Genomic DNA, 14,891 nt, shown 5'->3' with positions numbered 1-14,891 from the left:
AGCTAGATGCTGATCTTATGTTTTAGTGTCGTCGATATGGTTATTCAGTCATATCGACGACTTACCTTGCTTGGATTAGAGCATGTTTTTAAATAGGCTTTTACCGCCGTTGAAGGCTCGCTTAAATTGTGCCGATACGGTGGTATTGCCACTCTCTAAGCGTTGTCGATTACGTTGCACATTAATACTGTCATCGACATTATTGGCAATCAGTTGTTCTAAGCTTTCTTGTCCCCATGTTTGCAATTCTGCTGAAAACGACGTCGGAATGATGCGATCGAAATTAAGTAACTTTTTGTTGTACTCGATGGCTTTATTGATGGTATCAACTTTGGCTGAATCGGTTTGGGTTAAATCATACGGAGGAGACCACTCCGCTAATGGCTTTAACTTATCGACCTGGTTTAAAATACCGGTGATAAGCGGCTTTTTACGGTGTAAGTTATCCTTGTGCGCATAAAAATCTTCTAAGCTGAGCATGAATTGGCGATCAAGTTGGCGTGATGATTGGTTGGCTTTTAACACCCACAGTACCATGTCTGCATTCGTGACATGTTTGAGTACTGTTTTATTGGTCTTTTCACCACCATCTAGTCCCGGTAAATCAACTAAATTAAGAACTTCTATATCCCCAATTGCGCAGCTATAAACATTCACCGCGTTCGTGGAGGGGAGTGCGCTAACTTCAGCATCAAGCGCGCCTTTAATGGTGTTTATCAGCGATGATTTGCCCGCACTAATTTGTCCGATAACGGCAATGCGTAAAGGCTCTAGTGGCTTAGGTTCACTTTGTTCATCTTCTACTGCAATAGTACTTTTCTTGATGTCTTGGTCTTCAATCGAAAAGCGGCCACTATATAAATCAATGGAGACGGCTGCCACTTCTTGCAAAAATGCGCGTTTCATATTGAGTTGTAAATTATCGCCGACATTACCAGCTATATCGCCGAGCAACTTGTTGCGGACTTCCTTGGTGACAGCCGCAATGGGGTTGATAAATTGATAGACACGATAAGCTTTACTGACTAAGTCGGCTGCTTGTTTACCGGTTTCTATTTTGTCTTGATGGTCAAAAATAAACTTGAGGTGTGAGACTTTAATGCTCTCAACAAAAGGCACGTTTTCTTTGAGGGTTACACGATAACGTCTGCTTACTTCTTCCAGCAGCTTTAAACCGTCTGTGACCGAGAATTGTAGGTCACCACGTGAGAATGCTTGTGCTGTCGCGTTAGCAATAACTAAACCGTGGCTTTTTAATGATCCCCATGCATCATCTTCGGCTAATTGTGCTTCAATGTTTTCATTAAGACGTAGCCAAATGGCATTTTCGGCATCGGACCAGTCAGCTGAGGCTTGAACGAGACTGTCTTCATTTACAGCCTGTGCCGCGACTTTGACGTTGGCTTTACGGCGTAGCAACAGCAGTGGGATATAGAATAAGAGAAAACTAGCGACCAGTGCAATGGCAAAGTGTAGGGTGTAACCATATTGGATAATGGCATATAAACCAAAACCACACAGTACTAGTACCGGTAATAGTATGGCAAGTGTAAGCACGGCTGTGACGCCACTTGAAAGCTTGTCTAATTGGGTTAAGCTATTTTTAACGCGTTTCACTTTTCGCTACCTCTTTAATATTTGCTAATGCGTCTTTGTAAATATTCTGCATATCTTGATTCGAGACTGCCTCGCCTTTACTCTTGTGATACATGTATTTGCAAGCCGCGCGGCCAATGGCATAGGTTGATGCAAAACTAATTACAGCAGCGGATGCACTGCCTATGGTTTGCCCATAAGCGGGAATGAGTTTTACTAATTGGCGAATACCGAGCTTGGACGCATATTGAAAGGCAAACCCCGATCCTAAGGTACCGATAAACTCTGCAAATGCTTGTTTATCCCAATCGACGCCGTATTGATTTGCCAAGCTGTGGAGCATTTTTGCTTGCATGCTTGGTACCGCGACAAGACCAACAGCTGGAATGGCATCGGCAGCACCTGCGGCACCTGCATACCAGAGTATTTCAGTTTTTAGTTTTTGAAAGTTAGCACCTTCGGTATCGGCATGCTGTTGGTCATGATTAAACTGCTGGATGATAGGTAATAGTCTAGTTAGCTCTTCTGTTAGTGCCGGTATGCCAAACGCCTTTCCGTTAGTAAGCTCAAAGTCCACTTCAGCATGGGCTATTTCGCTCCCCCATATCTTTTCAAACTGCTGCTGGTTGTATTGCACTGTTTTGTTTTGTTCATCTACGCTAAGTTGTTTTACCGCCGTGTGTACGACTAAGATTTGCTTGATTGAACCTTGTTTTTTTATTTTGCTGAGGGCGTTGATAACATCACGCTGTTCTGGTTCTTCGGCTTTAGCAATAATGAGTAAGGCGTGACCTTGTTGCGCGCTGATCTGGATATCCTCAGCAGGATCATAATCAGCCTCAGACAAACCGCGAGTATCAAGAAAGCGGAGTAGGGGCGTTGCTTTAGGATAACTATAAGCGTGTGATGTCATGGTACAAGGTTCGAATCCATTACCAATTTCAACGTCACTATTGCCTGTCACTGCTTGGATCAGTGATGATTTACCTGCGCCTGTTTTACCCAGTAGCCATAATGTTGGCAAATGCGTATTTTGATATTCGAATGCTTGGGATATATCAGGGTTTTTACTTGGGTTGATGAACCCTTTAATGGCATCAAACATAAATTATGTACTCTTTGGTTGATTTAGAGAATGTCACAAGAAAAATCCTAAAATTAAGCGCTATCATCATAATATGACATAAATTGAGAACTATTTATTCAAGATATTGGTTTTTATGCTTTAGTTAATTCAGCAGACAGACCCGTTGATGTATCAAAATAAAAACAGTAAACGTTAAGTTACCCCGCAAGCCTTGCTTCGTGTTAGAATGCACGCCAATATAAAACTGTTATTAATTCCAACCTTAGCAGTTTATCTATTTAAGTTTATTTTACCTATTTATCAAATACCTGAGATCAAAAATGCCATTTTCTAAGTTTGGATTAAACAAATTAATTACACAAGCAGTAGCTGAACAAGGCTACACGCAACCAACTCCAATTCAACAAAAAGCAATACCGGCTATTTTATCGGGTAAAAACCTGATCGCGGCTGCGCAAACAGGTACAGGTAAAACAGCAAGTTTTGTATTACCATTGTTACAAATGTTCAGCCACAAACACACACTACGTGCTAAACGTATTCGTGCGTTGATCTTAACGCCAACACGCGAATTAGCTGTTCAGGTTGCAGAAAATATCGAGCAATACGGTCGTCATTTACACCTTACATCAATGGCGATGTACGGTGGTGTTGATCTAGAACCACAGAAACAACGTCTAATCGAAGGTGTTGATATTCTGGTTGCGACGCCAGGTCGTTTATTAGATATGATCCATCAACGAGCGCTGCATTTCGATGAACTCGAAGTATTGGTTATCGATGAAGCGGATAGAATGCTAGACATGGGTTTTGTTAACGACATCAACAAAATCATTGAGCGTTTACCACAAGAACGTCAAAATCTATTGTTCTCGGCAACGTTATCGAACAAAGTGCGTTTCTTAGCAAAAACAGCGATTAACTACGCGCTAGAAATTTCGATTGAACCAGAAAACACTACTGCACCAGAAATTGAACAATGGTTAACAGTGGTTGATAAAGATGTGAAATCGGCATTGCTTAGCCATTTGATTATTGAAAACGATTGGAAGCAAGCGTTAATCTTTATTGAGACAAAACGTGGTGCAGCTAAACTAGTTGCTCAGCTTGAAAAACGCGGTATCAAAGCGGAATCATTCCACAGTGGTCGTAGTCAAGCGATGCGTGAGCAGTTACTTGCAGAGTTTAAAGCCGGTGATCTAGGCTTACTTGTTGCGACAGGTGTTGCTTCTCGTGGTATCGATATTGATGATTTAGATCGTGTAGTGAACTACGATTTGCCTGAAGAAGCGGCGGATTATGTTCACCGTATCGGTCGAACTGGTCGTGCTGGTGCAACGGGTGAAGCTATTTCACTGGTATCTCGTGATGATTTCCGCAGCTTATGCGCTATCGAACAATTACTAGAGCACGTTATCGAACGTAAAGAAGTAGAAGGTTTTGTTGCGAAAGTTGGTATTCCTGACTCTATCTTAGGTTATGTACCAAAACGCTCACAGCCACCACGTCGCCGCCGTCCAGTTAAAAAGTAACGACTAGGTTTCTGTAGTATAAAACATAGTATAAAAATACCGCTCACTTTATTGTGTGCGGTATTTTTTTATCTGACGATTTACTTTTCACCATAGTATTTTATTCCACACGGCATTATGTCATGGTGCTACTTAGCCATTGTAGAAAGCCCTTGTAAAATATCCTCATCTAAAACACCTTCTTTAGTGACATTTAATGGAATAAAGCCTTGCGGATCTATGGTTGCTTTAAGTTGATACTTAATTCCTTCATCTGAGTGTTGATTGAAGGAGGTGAGTACTTTGAATATATAAAACAAATTGACGTTGGCTTGTACTTCGATTGGCGTTTCACTGTAGGCCTTTAGCTCTGGTATCTGGTTTGATACACCGGACAGGACTTTTTTGTCGGCCACATTAAGTTGTAAACTGACCCCTTCAATATTTAAATCTTGGGCATTGGGGTTTGAGACTAATAAATGCACGTTAAAGCGGGGCGATAACCCTGCTGATGGTATCGATTCTATCTTAATTAAACTCACATCCAGATCGCGTAAATTTTGTATGTTAGTACATCCGCTCAGTACCAAAACACATACAATCACCAGACTCTTCCATACTGACATATTGCCTACCTTCTTAAATCCGATAATGAATAATAATAGCAAAAAATGGCCACTTTGTTTGTGTTTAATGCATGTGCTACAACAGCGTAGCAGGTTTTATTCATGAGTTTATTCATGAGTTTATTCATGGGGTTATTTATGGTTGTGTTTCAAGGTAAATAAGGTATTGTGATTGGATGAATGAAATAATGATAACAAAAGCGTCCCTCGATGCATTACTCACTCAGCTCTGTATTGAGCCTCTCTTTTATCAACATGCCGCACTAGCTACGTGTGATGATGCCGATAAGTTAGATTTACAACGTGAAGGCGCACGGATAAAAAATCTATTCTTACGAGATAACCCTGGTCGTCGTCATTTTTTATTATTAACGACACCAGAAAAACAGATTGATTTAAAGCTGCTCTCTAAGCAATTGGCCGTATCTCGTTTAGGGTTTGCTTCCGCAGAGCGATTATATAAGTACCTAGGTGTTAAGCCAGGTTCGGTATCTTTGCTGGCGCTGCATAATGATAGTGAGTGCCATGTCGAGCTACTCATTGATAATGATGTTTGGCTGCAAACGGCATTTCAATGTCATCCTTTGATCAATACCGAAACCTATGTATTGACCAAAGCACAAAGTCACTTGTTCCTACAAGCTACTGGTCATGAAGCCCGCGTTATTGATAACATTTAGTACTAGCTGCAAGCCGCTGTTTGTAACGGCTGTGGGTGAGGACTAACGCAATCGATGAGCCTGTGATTAAATAAAACAGACCAAGATTCATCTGGCTATCGATAAAGTGATTAATCAAGAATCCACCGACAAGACCTGCTAAACACATTTGCACAGATCCTGACAATGCAGATACCGCACCTACTTGTTTACTGTGCGGGGCAAGCAACATACTGATTGATAGTGGGAAGCTGATGCCCTGTGCGATTGTTAACAGGGTAAAGCCAAATATAAGATTGACTAAAGACATCTCATTGAAGACCAGCCAACAGCCAGCAATCATCATGATACTCGATGCTAAGTACATCAATTGATTGGTGGTGAAACGTTTATTCAATTTATTTAATATCAAGCTACCGATTAATAATCCTGCAGAAGGAATGATCATCACTTCGCCATACTCTGCGGCACTGAGGTTTAATCCTTCTTGTAATAAAAAAGGCAGCAGTGACACGGACACCAGTGTTGATAAATACCCAATCCAGTTATAGCTAGCCGATGAGATCACTTGGTAGTTTCGAGATAAATGCCAATAGCCTCGTATTGTTTCTTTAATTTTAAACTTGGTGACCGGATGGGGTAGCGTTTCTGGTAATACAAAATAACCAAGGGTCAAAATAGCCGATAGATACAATAATACAAAGCTGAACACGGATTGCCAGCCGAAATGCCATGCCGCCCAACCGCCGACAACAGGGGCTACAATCGGTAATATAGAGGCCGTGATCGACATATAAGACAGCGCTTGTACTAATTGACTGCCACTGTAGCTATCCCGTAGCACACTACGTCCCAGTACAGATGCACTACCTGCACCTAAACCTTGTAATAGCCGGCCTATAATGAGTGCGGTATAGCTGTCTGGAAGTAGTACACAAATAAGCGTCCCGACTAAATAGATACCTTGACCCAGTAAGAATACCGGGCGACGGCCAATGGCATCAGAGAGCGGGCCGTAGAAAAGTTGTGATAATCCAAACCCCAGTAAAAACAGAGTGACGAGTTGCTGCACATCAGCTTGAGATACACCAAGTTCACGGCTTATCAACGGCAATGAAGGCAGGTAAATGCTGACACCGACTTGTCCTGTAGCAATAATCATCATGGCTAAGGCAAGTGGGATTTTGTTAAATGGGGCTGCTTTTATATTCATGAAATCAGTGTACATTAAGGCTGTATGAATGATAATAACGTTTTTTGGAATCTGATTGAGTCTAGCTGGGACTTAATTGTTTGTTTTGTGTGCGCCATAAATGGTAGCTAGATCATGTTAATTATCTAAAAAAATATCATATATGTTAAGTGATTAGCATAATAAATTGAATGCTTCCAATTCTTACAAACCCTTACACTAGCCGTAAATACTCGCTATAAACTTATGCCTTTCATCTTACAAAGGAAAAGTTATGAAAAAATCAATGCTAGCAATTTTGCTATGTTCTTCATCTGTAGCGGCTAGTGAGATCGAGGTAGATTTAAATAACCTATCGAATATCTCCAAAGCAGGCACAGAGAATCTATCCATCATCAGTGAGTTTAATGGTTATGAATTATCGGGTGCTGGTCATCGTAAAGATATTCAATTAGCAGGGCTTGATTGGCAGTTTTTCTATGGTGTCGATACATTTGTTGAAAAACCGAATAGCGATAAAATTGGTGCGTTAACAGACATAGGTTCTATTAAGCATATGCCTGGTGATGAACCTGTCCACGCCAATCGTTATAGCTGGGATGGTGGTAGTTATGCCGATTATGCTGATCAATTTAATCACGCCATGGTGCTGAATGATGGTGGCTTTAGCTTTGACGTCAAAGCAGAGGGTATTGGTCGCTATAAACTTGATCTTTATACGCACAATTGGCTGTCTTCGGCGGATGTGACTGCTTGTATTAAGCAGCAATGCGTGACCATCAAAAATGACATTACAACGCACATGACTGGAGTTCAAAACAGTATTGTCTTTAACACTACCTCGATTGATGATCAATTAACCGTGACTTATAAACGTGTTGCTCGTCAGTGGGATTACTCGCAGTCAGAAGGTTATCACAGCTTAGAAGCAATCAATTTAAGCGAGGTTAAATAATGAAAAAATTACTTATTGCTGCAGCTGTTCTAACGTCTATTTCGATGACGGCGAATGCCGGGCTTGCACGTTATGACCGTTCAGTGTCTCAACATAAGACTTTTGCATTACAGAGTAAGTTTGATTTTGCATGTCATATGAATGCTGGCTCTGCGACGTTAATCGACCCGTTCTGGGTGATCACTGCAAATCACGTATCCGGTTCTAAATCACAATCATACCGTAATACGGTGACTTGTACTTCGTTTGAAAAAGATGAAAATGGTGAATACACCACGGTTAAGTCAGTTTCTGCATCAACCGATCCTAACGGTGAGTACGGGGAATATGAGTTTAAAGACGACATATATGATTTCGCACTTGTCCGTTTGGATACACCAATTCGTGGCATTAAACCAGCTAAGTTAGCAACGGAAACGTTATTCCCTAAAGACAAACGCTATGAAGTCAATTCAGTCGGTTTTGGGAATTATAATAGCCGTAATGGGGGCAAAAAATACGTTGAGTACAATGACGTTGATAAGAAATGGCTGTCTGAGTATTCCTTTAAACCCGATCACTTCAAACAAAGTGATCTGCAGTGGTTGATCATTCATGGTGATAGTGGTTCTGGTATTACGGTGGAAAAAGATGGTGAGTTTTATCTATTAGGTGAAATTGGTTTGCAGTATTACACCGAGTTTGGCTGGAGTGATACGTTTGAAGACGTTGCTATTAAACTGCCATGGATCAACAAAGCGATGCAAGAGCATGGCTTTAGTTATACTGAAGAAGTGCAACTGGATAAGGTAATGTGGAGTTCAACGTCGCCAGAAAATGCCGATGACTACCATGCTTATTTCAGTTATTGGAAAGCAGAAAATATTGGTATGTCTGAGACTTTTTGGACTGATGACGGTGGTTTAAAAACCATGGCTTATACGAATGCGGGTTCAAGCTACAGTATCGAATTTGTGATTCCGAAGGATAAAAATACACCTGCGTTTGACCTGTTCGTTAACGGACGTGCTGTTGCAGTTAATATTGACGTCAATACCGCTAAAAGCGATGCGCTATTCCTTAAAGTGAATACCTTCAAAACTGACACGGATAACATCGATGTTGAATTTAAACCTGTGGGTGATTTAACTGGTAAAACTAAAATTGTATTGGATTACTTTGCAGTAAAAGCCGCGAAATAACCTAACACGATGATAAATTAAGCCTTAACCTCGATTCCTGCTATATAGGGGATTATCGGGTTAAGGCTTTTTTTTAGCCATAAAATAATATAACCATGCTAGATTAACGCTTATTAGGACTGAATGTTTGTTCAGTCACATGTTTGTAAGCGGGGTCGTGATGGATTGGATTATGTGTGTACGTAGCTACATTAAAGTGGTTGAGGAGGGGAGTTTTAACGGGGCCGCTTACCAGCTTAATACGACAGGTTCTGCGATCAGTAAGCGTATTAATTGGCTAGAAGATAAAGTCGGGGTGCAGTTATTGAAGCGAACTACGCGTTCATTAGATCAGACTGAAGCGGGGCAGTTGTTTTATCAGCGCTCACGGTTGCAACTTGATCAGTGGATGGCGCTGGTGGATGAAGCGCGTTCGGTTAATCAAACGCCGACGGGTTTGTTGAAGATTGGTGCGACCACCGCGGTGGGGTCGAAATTCATCATCAAGTATTTAAACGACTTTTTATTGATGTACCCTAAAATTAAAATTCAACTATTGACGACATCTCCAGGGCAAATGCCTGAAACGTATGTTGATGTGTTTATTAGTCGTGATTTAGAGCAGTTAAACTCCCACAGTTATAAAGCCATTGAACTGTTTAAAAACGATGCCAAGTTCTTTGCTTCGCCAGATTATATCGATAAATACGGAAAGCCTGAAAAGATTGAAGATCTGGAGTCACATAATATGCTTATTTGGGGTGATCGACCGATACGTGATGTAAAATTGTCGACGGGTAATCGTATTACGTTACGCGGTAATTTTGCAACGACCAATCCTGAGGCGTTATTTTACGGTGCTAAATGCGGTATGGGCGTGTTACTTGCCAGTCAAAAGATGCTCAAAGACTTAACTGATGTGGGTGAGTTAATCCAGGTATTGCCAGAGGTTACGGTTGATCACGGCGCTGTATGTGCTTATTACCCAACTCTTGATTATGAGCATACTCGAACTCAGCTGTTTATTAAATATCTGAAAGAACGTGTTAGCAACGAACAGATTAAGGAACCATCATGATTGATTTAACGCGTGCGGTAGATTTAAGTAGTGAAGAGAGCATTGAGCTGTGGCGAGTAACGAATGATGGCGTTATGGGCGGTTTGTCTGAAGGTTGCATGTTATTCGACCATGATCATGGGGTATTTAGCGGGCATATATCGCTGGAAAATAATGGTGGTTTTAGTTCGGTGTTTCGACCAGTTAAGGGCGTTCCGAAAAAACTGCATAGTATTCAGATAGACGTAGAAGGTGACGGTAAATGTTACCAATTAAGGGCGGTGGTTTTTGATAATGGCTATTGCTTAGCTTACAAGCAGGACTTTGAGACTATCGTTGGCCAACGTCAAGTATTTACATTTCCGCTTACCGATTTTAAAGCCTCTTTTCGAGGACGGTTAATCAGTAATGCACCGATACTCGCCTCGTCAGATGTGAGAGAAGTCGGGCTCTTAGTGAATAATCACGAAGCAGGGGAGTTTGCCTTGTCAGTTTTTAGGATTGAGTTTTTGGAGTCTTAGGATACGCCTGATGTTAACTTCTCTACTTGCGACAAAACGGTCTAAACATTACTGCTTAAAGCAGCTCTAATTTATGGCCACTATCTCAGGGGTAGCAGGCTCAGAGCGTGAAGCTATCACTCTCACAACGATCTCTAATGAAGTGGCCAAATTCATTGTGCCACTTCACTTTATAACCAAATAAAAATTAGTTTTTCTAGATATACCAGTGAAGTTCAGGTCCAGCGGGTATGATCCCTGTAGGATTAATGTGTCGATGCGAATAATAGTAGTGAAGTTTAATGTAATCTATATCTATCGTTTCTCTAATGCTTGAAATTGACACTAAATCCAACATATAGCGATATAGATTTTTAAAATATTTTAATGTTTTTTTATTCGCCTTAAAGTGCACTTCATATACCGCTTCAAAACGCACTAATGTTGGAAAAAGAAACAGGTCCGATAAGGTGATGTCACTTCCCAACAAGTATTTTTTATCTGCAAGCCTATTATCAAGTTTATCTAGAGCCTTAAACAAAGACATATTCGCGTTATCATATGCTACTTGGTTTGAGGCGAATCCGACCCCATAAACGCCTGTATTTACGTGAGCGTGCAACCATAGGTTTAGTTCATTGATTACAGCCTTTTTTGATTCTGGAATAAGCTGGACGGGGTTCTTAGCTAATGACAGCCAGTTAGTCGCAAAATCAGTTGCCATATACGCTGAATCATTACCGACGATATTACCTTCTTTCTTATCCCAAAGTATTGGTACGGTCACTCGACCAGAATAGGTAGGAGTCGCTCTTTGATATAACGATACTAAGCTTGACGCATTGTTTAAGGTATCAGGATAGTCATTATCAAACAGCCATCCATCTTCATACCTTTTTGCTGCAACGGTTGATATTGAAATAGCATCATTTAGCCCTAAATAATTAATGACTAAATAAGGCCTGTGAGCAAATGGACAAGCAAGCGATATATAGAGATGATACCGATCTGATTCGATAACTTCGGGTAAATGAAAGTTATCAACTACTGACAAGTCTCGTTCTTCTTTGTTTTTGTACCATTTACCTTTATCTAAGACTGCCATTGCTCAATCTCCAATTTATATAATTCTGTTCAATACGTCATTTTCTTTACTTTCAAAGAATCGATGCTTTAACGCTCCCGCAACATGTAATGCCACTAGAATTAAGACTAGTACGCCAATTTTGTCATGTAAACTATGGAATAAGTTAAACATTGCATCGTCTTTCGGTAATACATCAGGTAATGTCAAGCCAAAAAAATCGATTCCATGACTATATTTATAGGTTGATGACATTAAATACCCCGTGATTGGCAGCGCTATCATCGACACATAAAGTGCAATATGAATAATATGAGAAAGTTTTGCTTCCCAGACTTTGATGCCAGCGGGCAAGGGAGGTAAGGGGGACTTTAGTCTGGTATAGAAACGAAAAAAGAACAAGATCATGATCAATACACCAAACGATTTATGCAGTGGGTACATGGTTAGCTTATTTACCGCATCAGCCGGAATATCATGCATGTATGAGCCAATAAAAATTAAAGCGATCATAGTAACAGCCATAAACCAGTGAAGAAGCCTAATGGAAAGTGGATATTTCATATATTTATTGTCCTGTAAAATAAAAGCATAGTGTAACTTCGCTTTTATGAATTATTAATAACTCAAAGATGAAATCATTTTTCTTCTTTGCTGAATAATTTGTTTAGCCTTTGTATATTTTTGAAAACGTAAGTAATAGAACAACGCCTACTATTGTTGATGTCATCATTGTAGCCATCGGTTGTAATGACCCATCATGAGCAGCGTTGTAAACCACCTCATAATGGAGGCGATACCTCTGTATAAAATACAACAAGGCACCAGTCCATTGGTTAGTGCCTCTGTTTCCTTCATTCTGATTAGAAATTAGTAAAATCAACAACTACCTTGCCACGGGCTTTGCCTTGTTCTACATAAGCTAACGCCTTTTTCACATCATTTGCTGCAAATGTTGTATCAATTTTTGTTGATAACTTACCTTCATCAACTTGTTGCGCTATCCACGCAAGATGTGCTCCATTTGCTTGATGAAAAAGTAACTCAAGTATTACACTATTCGCGTTAGCTAATTCTTCAAACATAACGCCTAGTAGCGTAATAACTGAGCCACCAGGTTTAGTCACTTTAATTGACTTCTCTTGCACTTCACCACCAATAGTGTCAATAACAATGTCTATCTCTGATACTAATTCGCTAAAATTTTGTGTTCTAAAGTCAATAACTTGGTCAGCGCCTTTTTGCTTAAGCTGCTCAGCCTGTTCGCTTTCAGCGGTCGTGATTATTTCACTAGCGCCCAATATTTTTGCCAATTGAATAGCTTGCGAGCCAACACCACCAGCACCACCATGTATAAGTACTTTTTTACCTTTAACTTCTCCGCCCATCAACAATGCTTGGTACGCAGTAAGGGAAACTTGAGGGATGGCTGCGCTTTCTAATAAGGATACGGTGCTAGGCTTTTTGGCAACAGCATCAGCACTGACTAATTGAAACTCAGCAAATGTTGCCGCTTCGCTATAATCAGGTCGGTAAAAGACTTCATCGCCAACTGAAAGAGTTGCTATATCATCAGCTACTTCAACAACAATGCCTGCTCCATCACTGCCCGTTACGTAAGGAAAGTCCATTGGCATCATGTCTTTCATATAGCCTGCACGTAAAACATTATCTAATGGATTAACACTGGCAGCATGCACCTTAACCAATACTTTGCCTGCTTCAATCGTTGGCTTTTTTATGTCATCAACTACGACTACATCATTTATTTCACCGTATGCTTTCACTTGAACTGCTTTCATAATATTTGCCTCTGTTAAAATTGAATTGCCATTTGATGAGACTAATCTTACATTATGCGTTAATATTAATTAATACGGCTAAAAAGAAATGATTATTCTTAATAAAAGAATAATAAAGTACTGCTGGAGGATGAATGGATAAGTTACGAGGAATGGAAATATTTCGTGAGGTAGTAAGAAAACACAGCTTTTCTAAAGCGGCGGAAAGCCTTGATTTGGCAAACTCTGCGGTAAGCCGTTATGTGACAGAGTTGGAGCAATGGCTAAATGTAAAACTGCTGTATAGAACGACAAGAAATTTAACGCTAACGGAAGAAGGCAAAATTTATTTAGAAAAAATTGATGACATTTTAACTTCGGTAGATCACCTTGAAAATATAGCCGTTGCGGGTCAACAAGAACTAAGAGGTACATTACGTATAACCGCTCCTAGTTTTTGGGGCACGTTTATACTCAAGCCACTGATGGTCGACTTTATGAGGGAGCATCCGAAGGTTAAAATCAATTCGTTATTTTTGTATAGAAAAGTTAATTTAATTGAAGAAGGATATGATTTAGCTGTGCGTATAGGGCACTTACCTTCTAGTGGCTTGATCGCTCGACAGGTATCTACAATGCAACTCAAACTGGTGGCCACGCCTAAGTACATCGCTGAACATGGCATGCCAAAACATCCAGGCGATTTAGTTCATCATCAATGCTTGATAGATACTGTCCCTGATTACCATAGCAAATGGCCTTTCGTAGAAAACAAAAAAAGCTTTTCGGTAGCCGTTGATGGAAAAATGGTGTCGAATGAACCTGAATTATTGCGGGATTTAGCACTTGATGGTCAAGGTATTATCTATTTACCTGAGTTCTTCATTGATCCTTACTTAGGAACTGGGGAGTTTGTGGAAATATTGCCGGATTTTTGTGTTACCAATTTACCTGTGAATATTGTTTACCCCCACAATAAGCAAATGAACCCTGCGCTAAGGGCATTTATTGATTCACTAGTAGAGCATTTGAAGGCAGATTGTATTGAGATTAAGCGTAAGCTATAACTTTAAGCTATAACTTTAAGCTATGATATCAATAAGAAAGTCCATATAAATCATTCACCAATATAGATCACCTATCACAGAGCTTCATAAGTGAAACTCTGTGATAAATCATTATAAAGCGTCACCAGTGGCATAATAGTAAGCTGCTTTAAGTGTCGATTTAACAACTTCAAGTTCTTCAGTATTTCTTGGTGCGAATACTAATATTTCGTTTACACCTAGATGCTTATATGGATGTGGCTCACCCCATTTTTTAGCATAAACTTCATCAGCAAAATCTTGAGATACACATAAATGCATACTGCCATCTTTATGAACATGAGCAAATTCTCTACTCCCTCTTGGTGGCATAAAGGCGTCATGAGGTAATGTTTTAATGCTCTCATCAAGCCATAAAGCACGTGAAGTGGGGATCGATATCATCGTAGCTTCTTCACGAGATAATGGAAATACCGAAAATGCCCAGTCACACAGCTCTTTCCAGAGAGCTTTTGGACTTTGGTCTGAAAACTGTAAATGCGGAGGCATATCGCCAGTCACGGGTTTCTGTCCTGCTCGTATCGGTAATATATAGGGTTGTTTCATTGTAATTTCCTCGTATTGTAAAGTTTCATTT

The 14,891-nt window shown here is 40.2% G+C and carries 15 protein-coding genes; 7 read left to right on the top strand and 8 right to left on the bottom strand.

What is annotated here, in order from left to right:
- Positions 1 to 75: 75 nt before the first annotated feature.
- Positions 76 to 1,617 carry a GTPase family protein gene (locus JFU56_RS02485; protein WP_198435691.1) on the bottom strand — a complete coding sequence of 514 codons (1,542 nt, stop codon included), beginning with the start codon at positions 1,615 to 1,617 and terminating at the stop codon, positions 76 to 78.
- On the bottom strand, positions 1,604 to 2,701 hold the full coding sequence (locus JFU56_RS02480) for a YcjF family protein (protein WP_198435690.1): 1,098 nt from the start codon (positions 2,699 to 2,701) through the stop codon (positions 1,604 to 1,606). Before JFU56_RS02480 ends, JFU56_RS02485 begins: the two co-directional genes overlap by 14 nt.
- A gap of 302 nt (positions 2,702 to 3,003) precedes the next feature.
- Between JFU56_RS02480 and JFU56_RS02475 the strand changes: the two genes are divergently transcribed.
- Positions 3,004 to 4,215: a DEAD/DEAH box helicase gene (locus JFU56_RS02475; protein WP_198435689.1), complete on the top strand. Its 1,212-nt coding sequence runs from the start codon at positions 3,004 to 3,006 to the stop codon at positions 4,213 to 4,215.
- A 128-nt stretch (positions 4,216 to 4,343) separates the two neighbouring features.
- Here the strand turns inward: JFU56_RS02475 and JFU56_RS02470 are convergent, their stop codons facing one another.
- On the bottom strand, positions 4,344 to 4,820 hold the full coding sequence (locus JFU56_RS02470; protein ID WP_198435688.1) for an LEA type 2 family protein: 477 nt from the start codon (positions 4,818 to 4,820) through the stop codon (positions 4,344 to 4,346).
- Positions 4,821 to 4,996: 176 nt separating this feature from the next.
- Between JFU56_RS02470 and JFU56_RS02465 the strand changes: the two genes are divergently transcribed.
- Positions 4,997 to 5,500 (top strand): prolyl-tRNA synthetase associated domain-containing protein, encoded by a 504-nt coding sequence (locus JFU56_RS02465; RefSeq protein ID WP_242065810.1) that lies wholly within the window; start codon positions 4,997 to 4,999, stop codon positions 5,498 to 5,500.
- Here JFU56_RS02465 and JFU56_RS02460 read toward each other — a convergent pair.
- Positions 5,484 to 6,692, bottom strand: a complete 1,209-nt coding sequence (locus tag JFU56_RS02460; RefSeq protein WP_198435687.1) for a multidrug effflux MFS transporter — start codon at positions 6,690 to 6,692, stop codon at positions 5,484 to 5,486. The two genes, JFU56_RS02465 and JFU56_RS02460, sit on opposite strands and share 17 nt — an antisense overlap.
- 253 nt (positions 6,693 to 6,945) lie before the next feature.
- Between JFU56_RS02460 and JFU56_RS02455 the strand changes: the two genes are divergently transcribed.
- From JFU56_RS02455 to JFU56_RS02440, 4 genes are all read left to right on the top strand, one after another.
- Positions 6,946 to 7,626, top strand: coding sequence for a hypothetical protein (locus JFU56_RS02455; protein ID WP_198435686.1), 681 nt, complete (start codon positions 6,946 to 6,948; stop codon positions 7,624 to 7,626).
- Positions 7,626 to 8,807: a trypsin-like serine protease gene (locus JFU56_RS02450; RefSeq protein ID WP_198435685.1), complete on the top strand. Its 1,182-nt coding sequence runs from the start codon at positions 7,626 to 7,628 to the stop codon at positions 8,805 to 8,807. Before JFU56_RS02455 ends, JFU56_RS02450 begins: the two co-directional genes overlap by 1 nt.
- Positions 8,808 to 8,967: 160 nt before the next feature.
- Entirely contained in the window at positions 8,968 to 9,864 is an 897-nt protein-coding gene (locus JFU56_RS02445; protein ID WP_242065809.1) for a LysR family transcriptional regulator, read from the top strand.
- Positions 9,861 to 10,364, top strand: coding sequence for a CIA30 family protein (locus tag JFU56_RS02440; protein WP_198435684.1), 504 nt, complete (start codon positions 9,861 to 9,863; stop codon positions 10,362 to 10,364). Before JFU56_RS02445 ends, JFU56_RS02440 begins: the two co-directional genes overlap by 4 nt.
- A gap of 196 nt (positions 10,365 to 10,560) precedes the next feature.
- On the opposite strand, the gene JFU56_RS02435 is transcribed toward JFU56_RS02440, so the two are convergent.
- From JFU56_RS02435 to JFU56_RS02425, 3 genes are all read right to left on the bottom strand, one after another.
- Positions 10,561 to 11,448: a glutathione S-transferase C-terminal domain-containing protein gene (locus JFU56_RS02435; RefSeq protein WP_198435683.1), complete on the bottom strand. Its 888-nt coding sequence runs from the start codon at positions 11,446 to 11,448 to the stop codon at positions 10,561 to 10,563.
- 15 nt (positions 11,449 to 11,463) lie between these two features.
- The gene (locus JFU56_RS02430) at positions 11,464 to 11,991 is read right to left on the bottom strand and encodes a cytochrome b (RefSeq protein ID WP_256432183.1); all 528 of its coding nucleotides are present in this window, start codon (positions 11,989 to 11,991) and stop codon (positions 11,464 to 11,466) included.
- A gap of 299 nt (positions 11,992 to 12,290) precedes the next feature.
- Positions 12,291 to 13,229: an NADP-dependent oxidoreductase gene (locus tag JFU56_RS02425; protein WP_198435681.1), complete on the bottom strand. Its 939-nt coding sequence runs from the start codon at positions 13,227 to 13,229 to the stop codon at positions 12,291 to 12,293.
- 134 nt (positions 13,230 to 13,363) lie between these two features.
- Between JFU56_RS02425 and JFU56_RS02420 the strand changes: the two genes are divergently transcribed.
- Positions 13,364 to 14,275 carry a LysR family transcriptional regulator gene (locus JFU56_RS02420; protein WP_198435680.1) on the top strand — a complete coding sequence of 304 codons (912 nt, stop codon included), beginning with the start codon at positions 13,364 to 13,366 and terminating at the stop codon, positions 14,273 to 14,275.
- A 111-nt stretch (positions 14,276 to 14,386) separates the two neighbouring features.
- Here the strand turns inward: JFU56_RS02420 and JFU56_RS02415 are convergent, their stop codons facing one another.
- A complete protein-coding gene (locus JFU56_RS02415) occupies positions 14,387 to 14,860 on the bottom strand; it encodes a luciferase family protein (RefSeq protein WP_198435679.1) in 474 nt (157 codons plus the stop codon).
- Positions 14,861 to 14,891: the final 31 nt, after the last annotated feature.

The organism is Moritella sp. F3 (assembly GCF_015082335.1).
Taxonomy (GTDB): domain Bacteria; phylum Pseudomonadota; class Gammaproteobacteria; order Enterobacterales; family Moritellaceae; genus Moritella.
The sequence above is the reverse complement of the archived record's forward strand: the minus strand, read 5'-3'. Positions and strand labels throughout refer to the sequence as shown.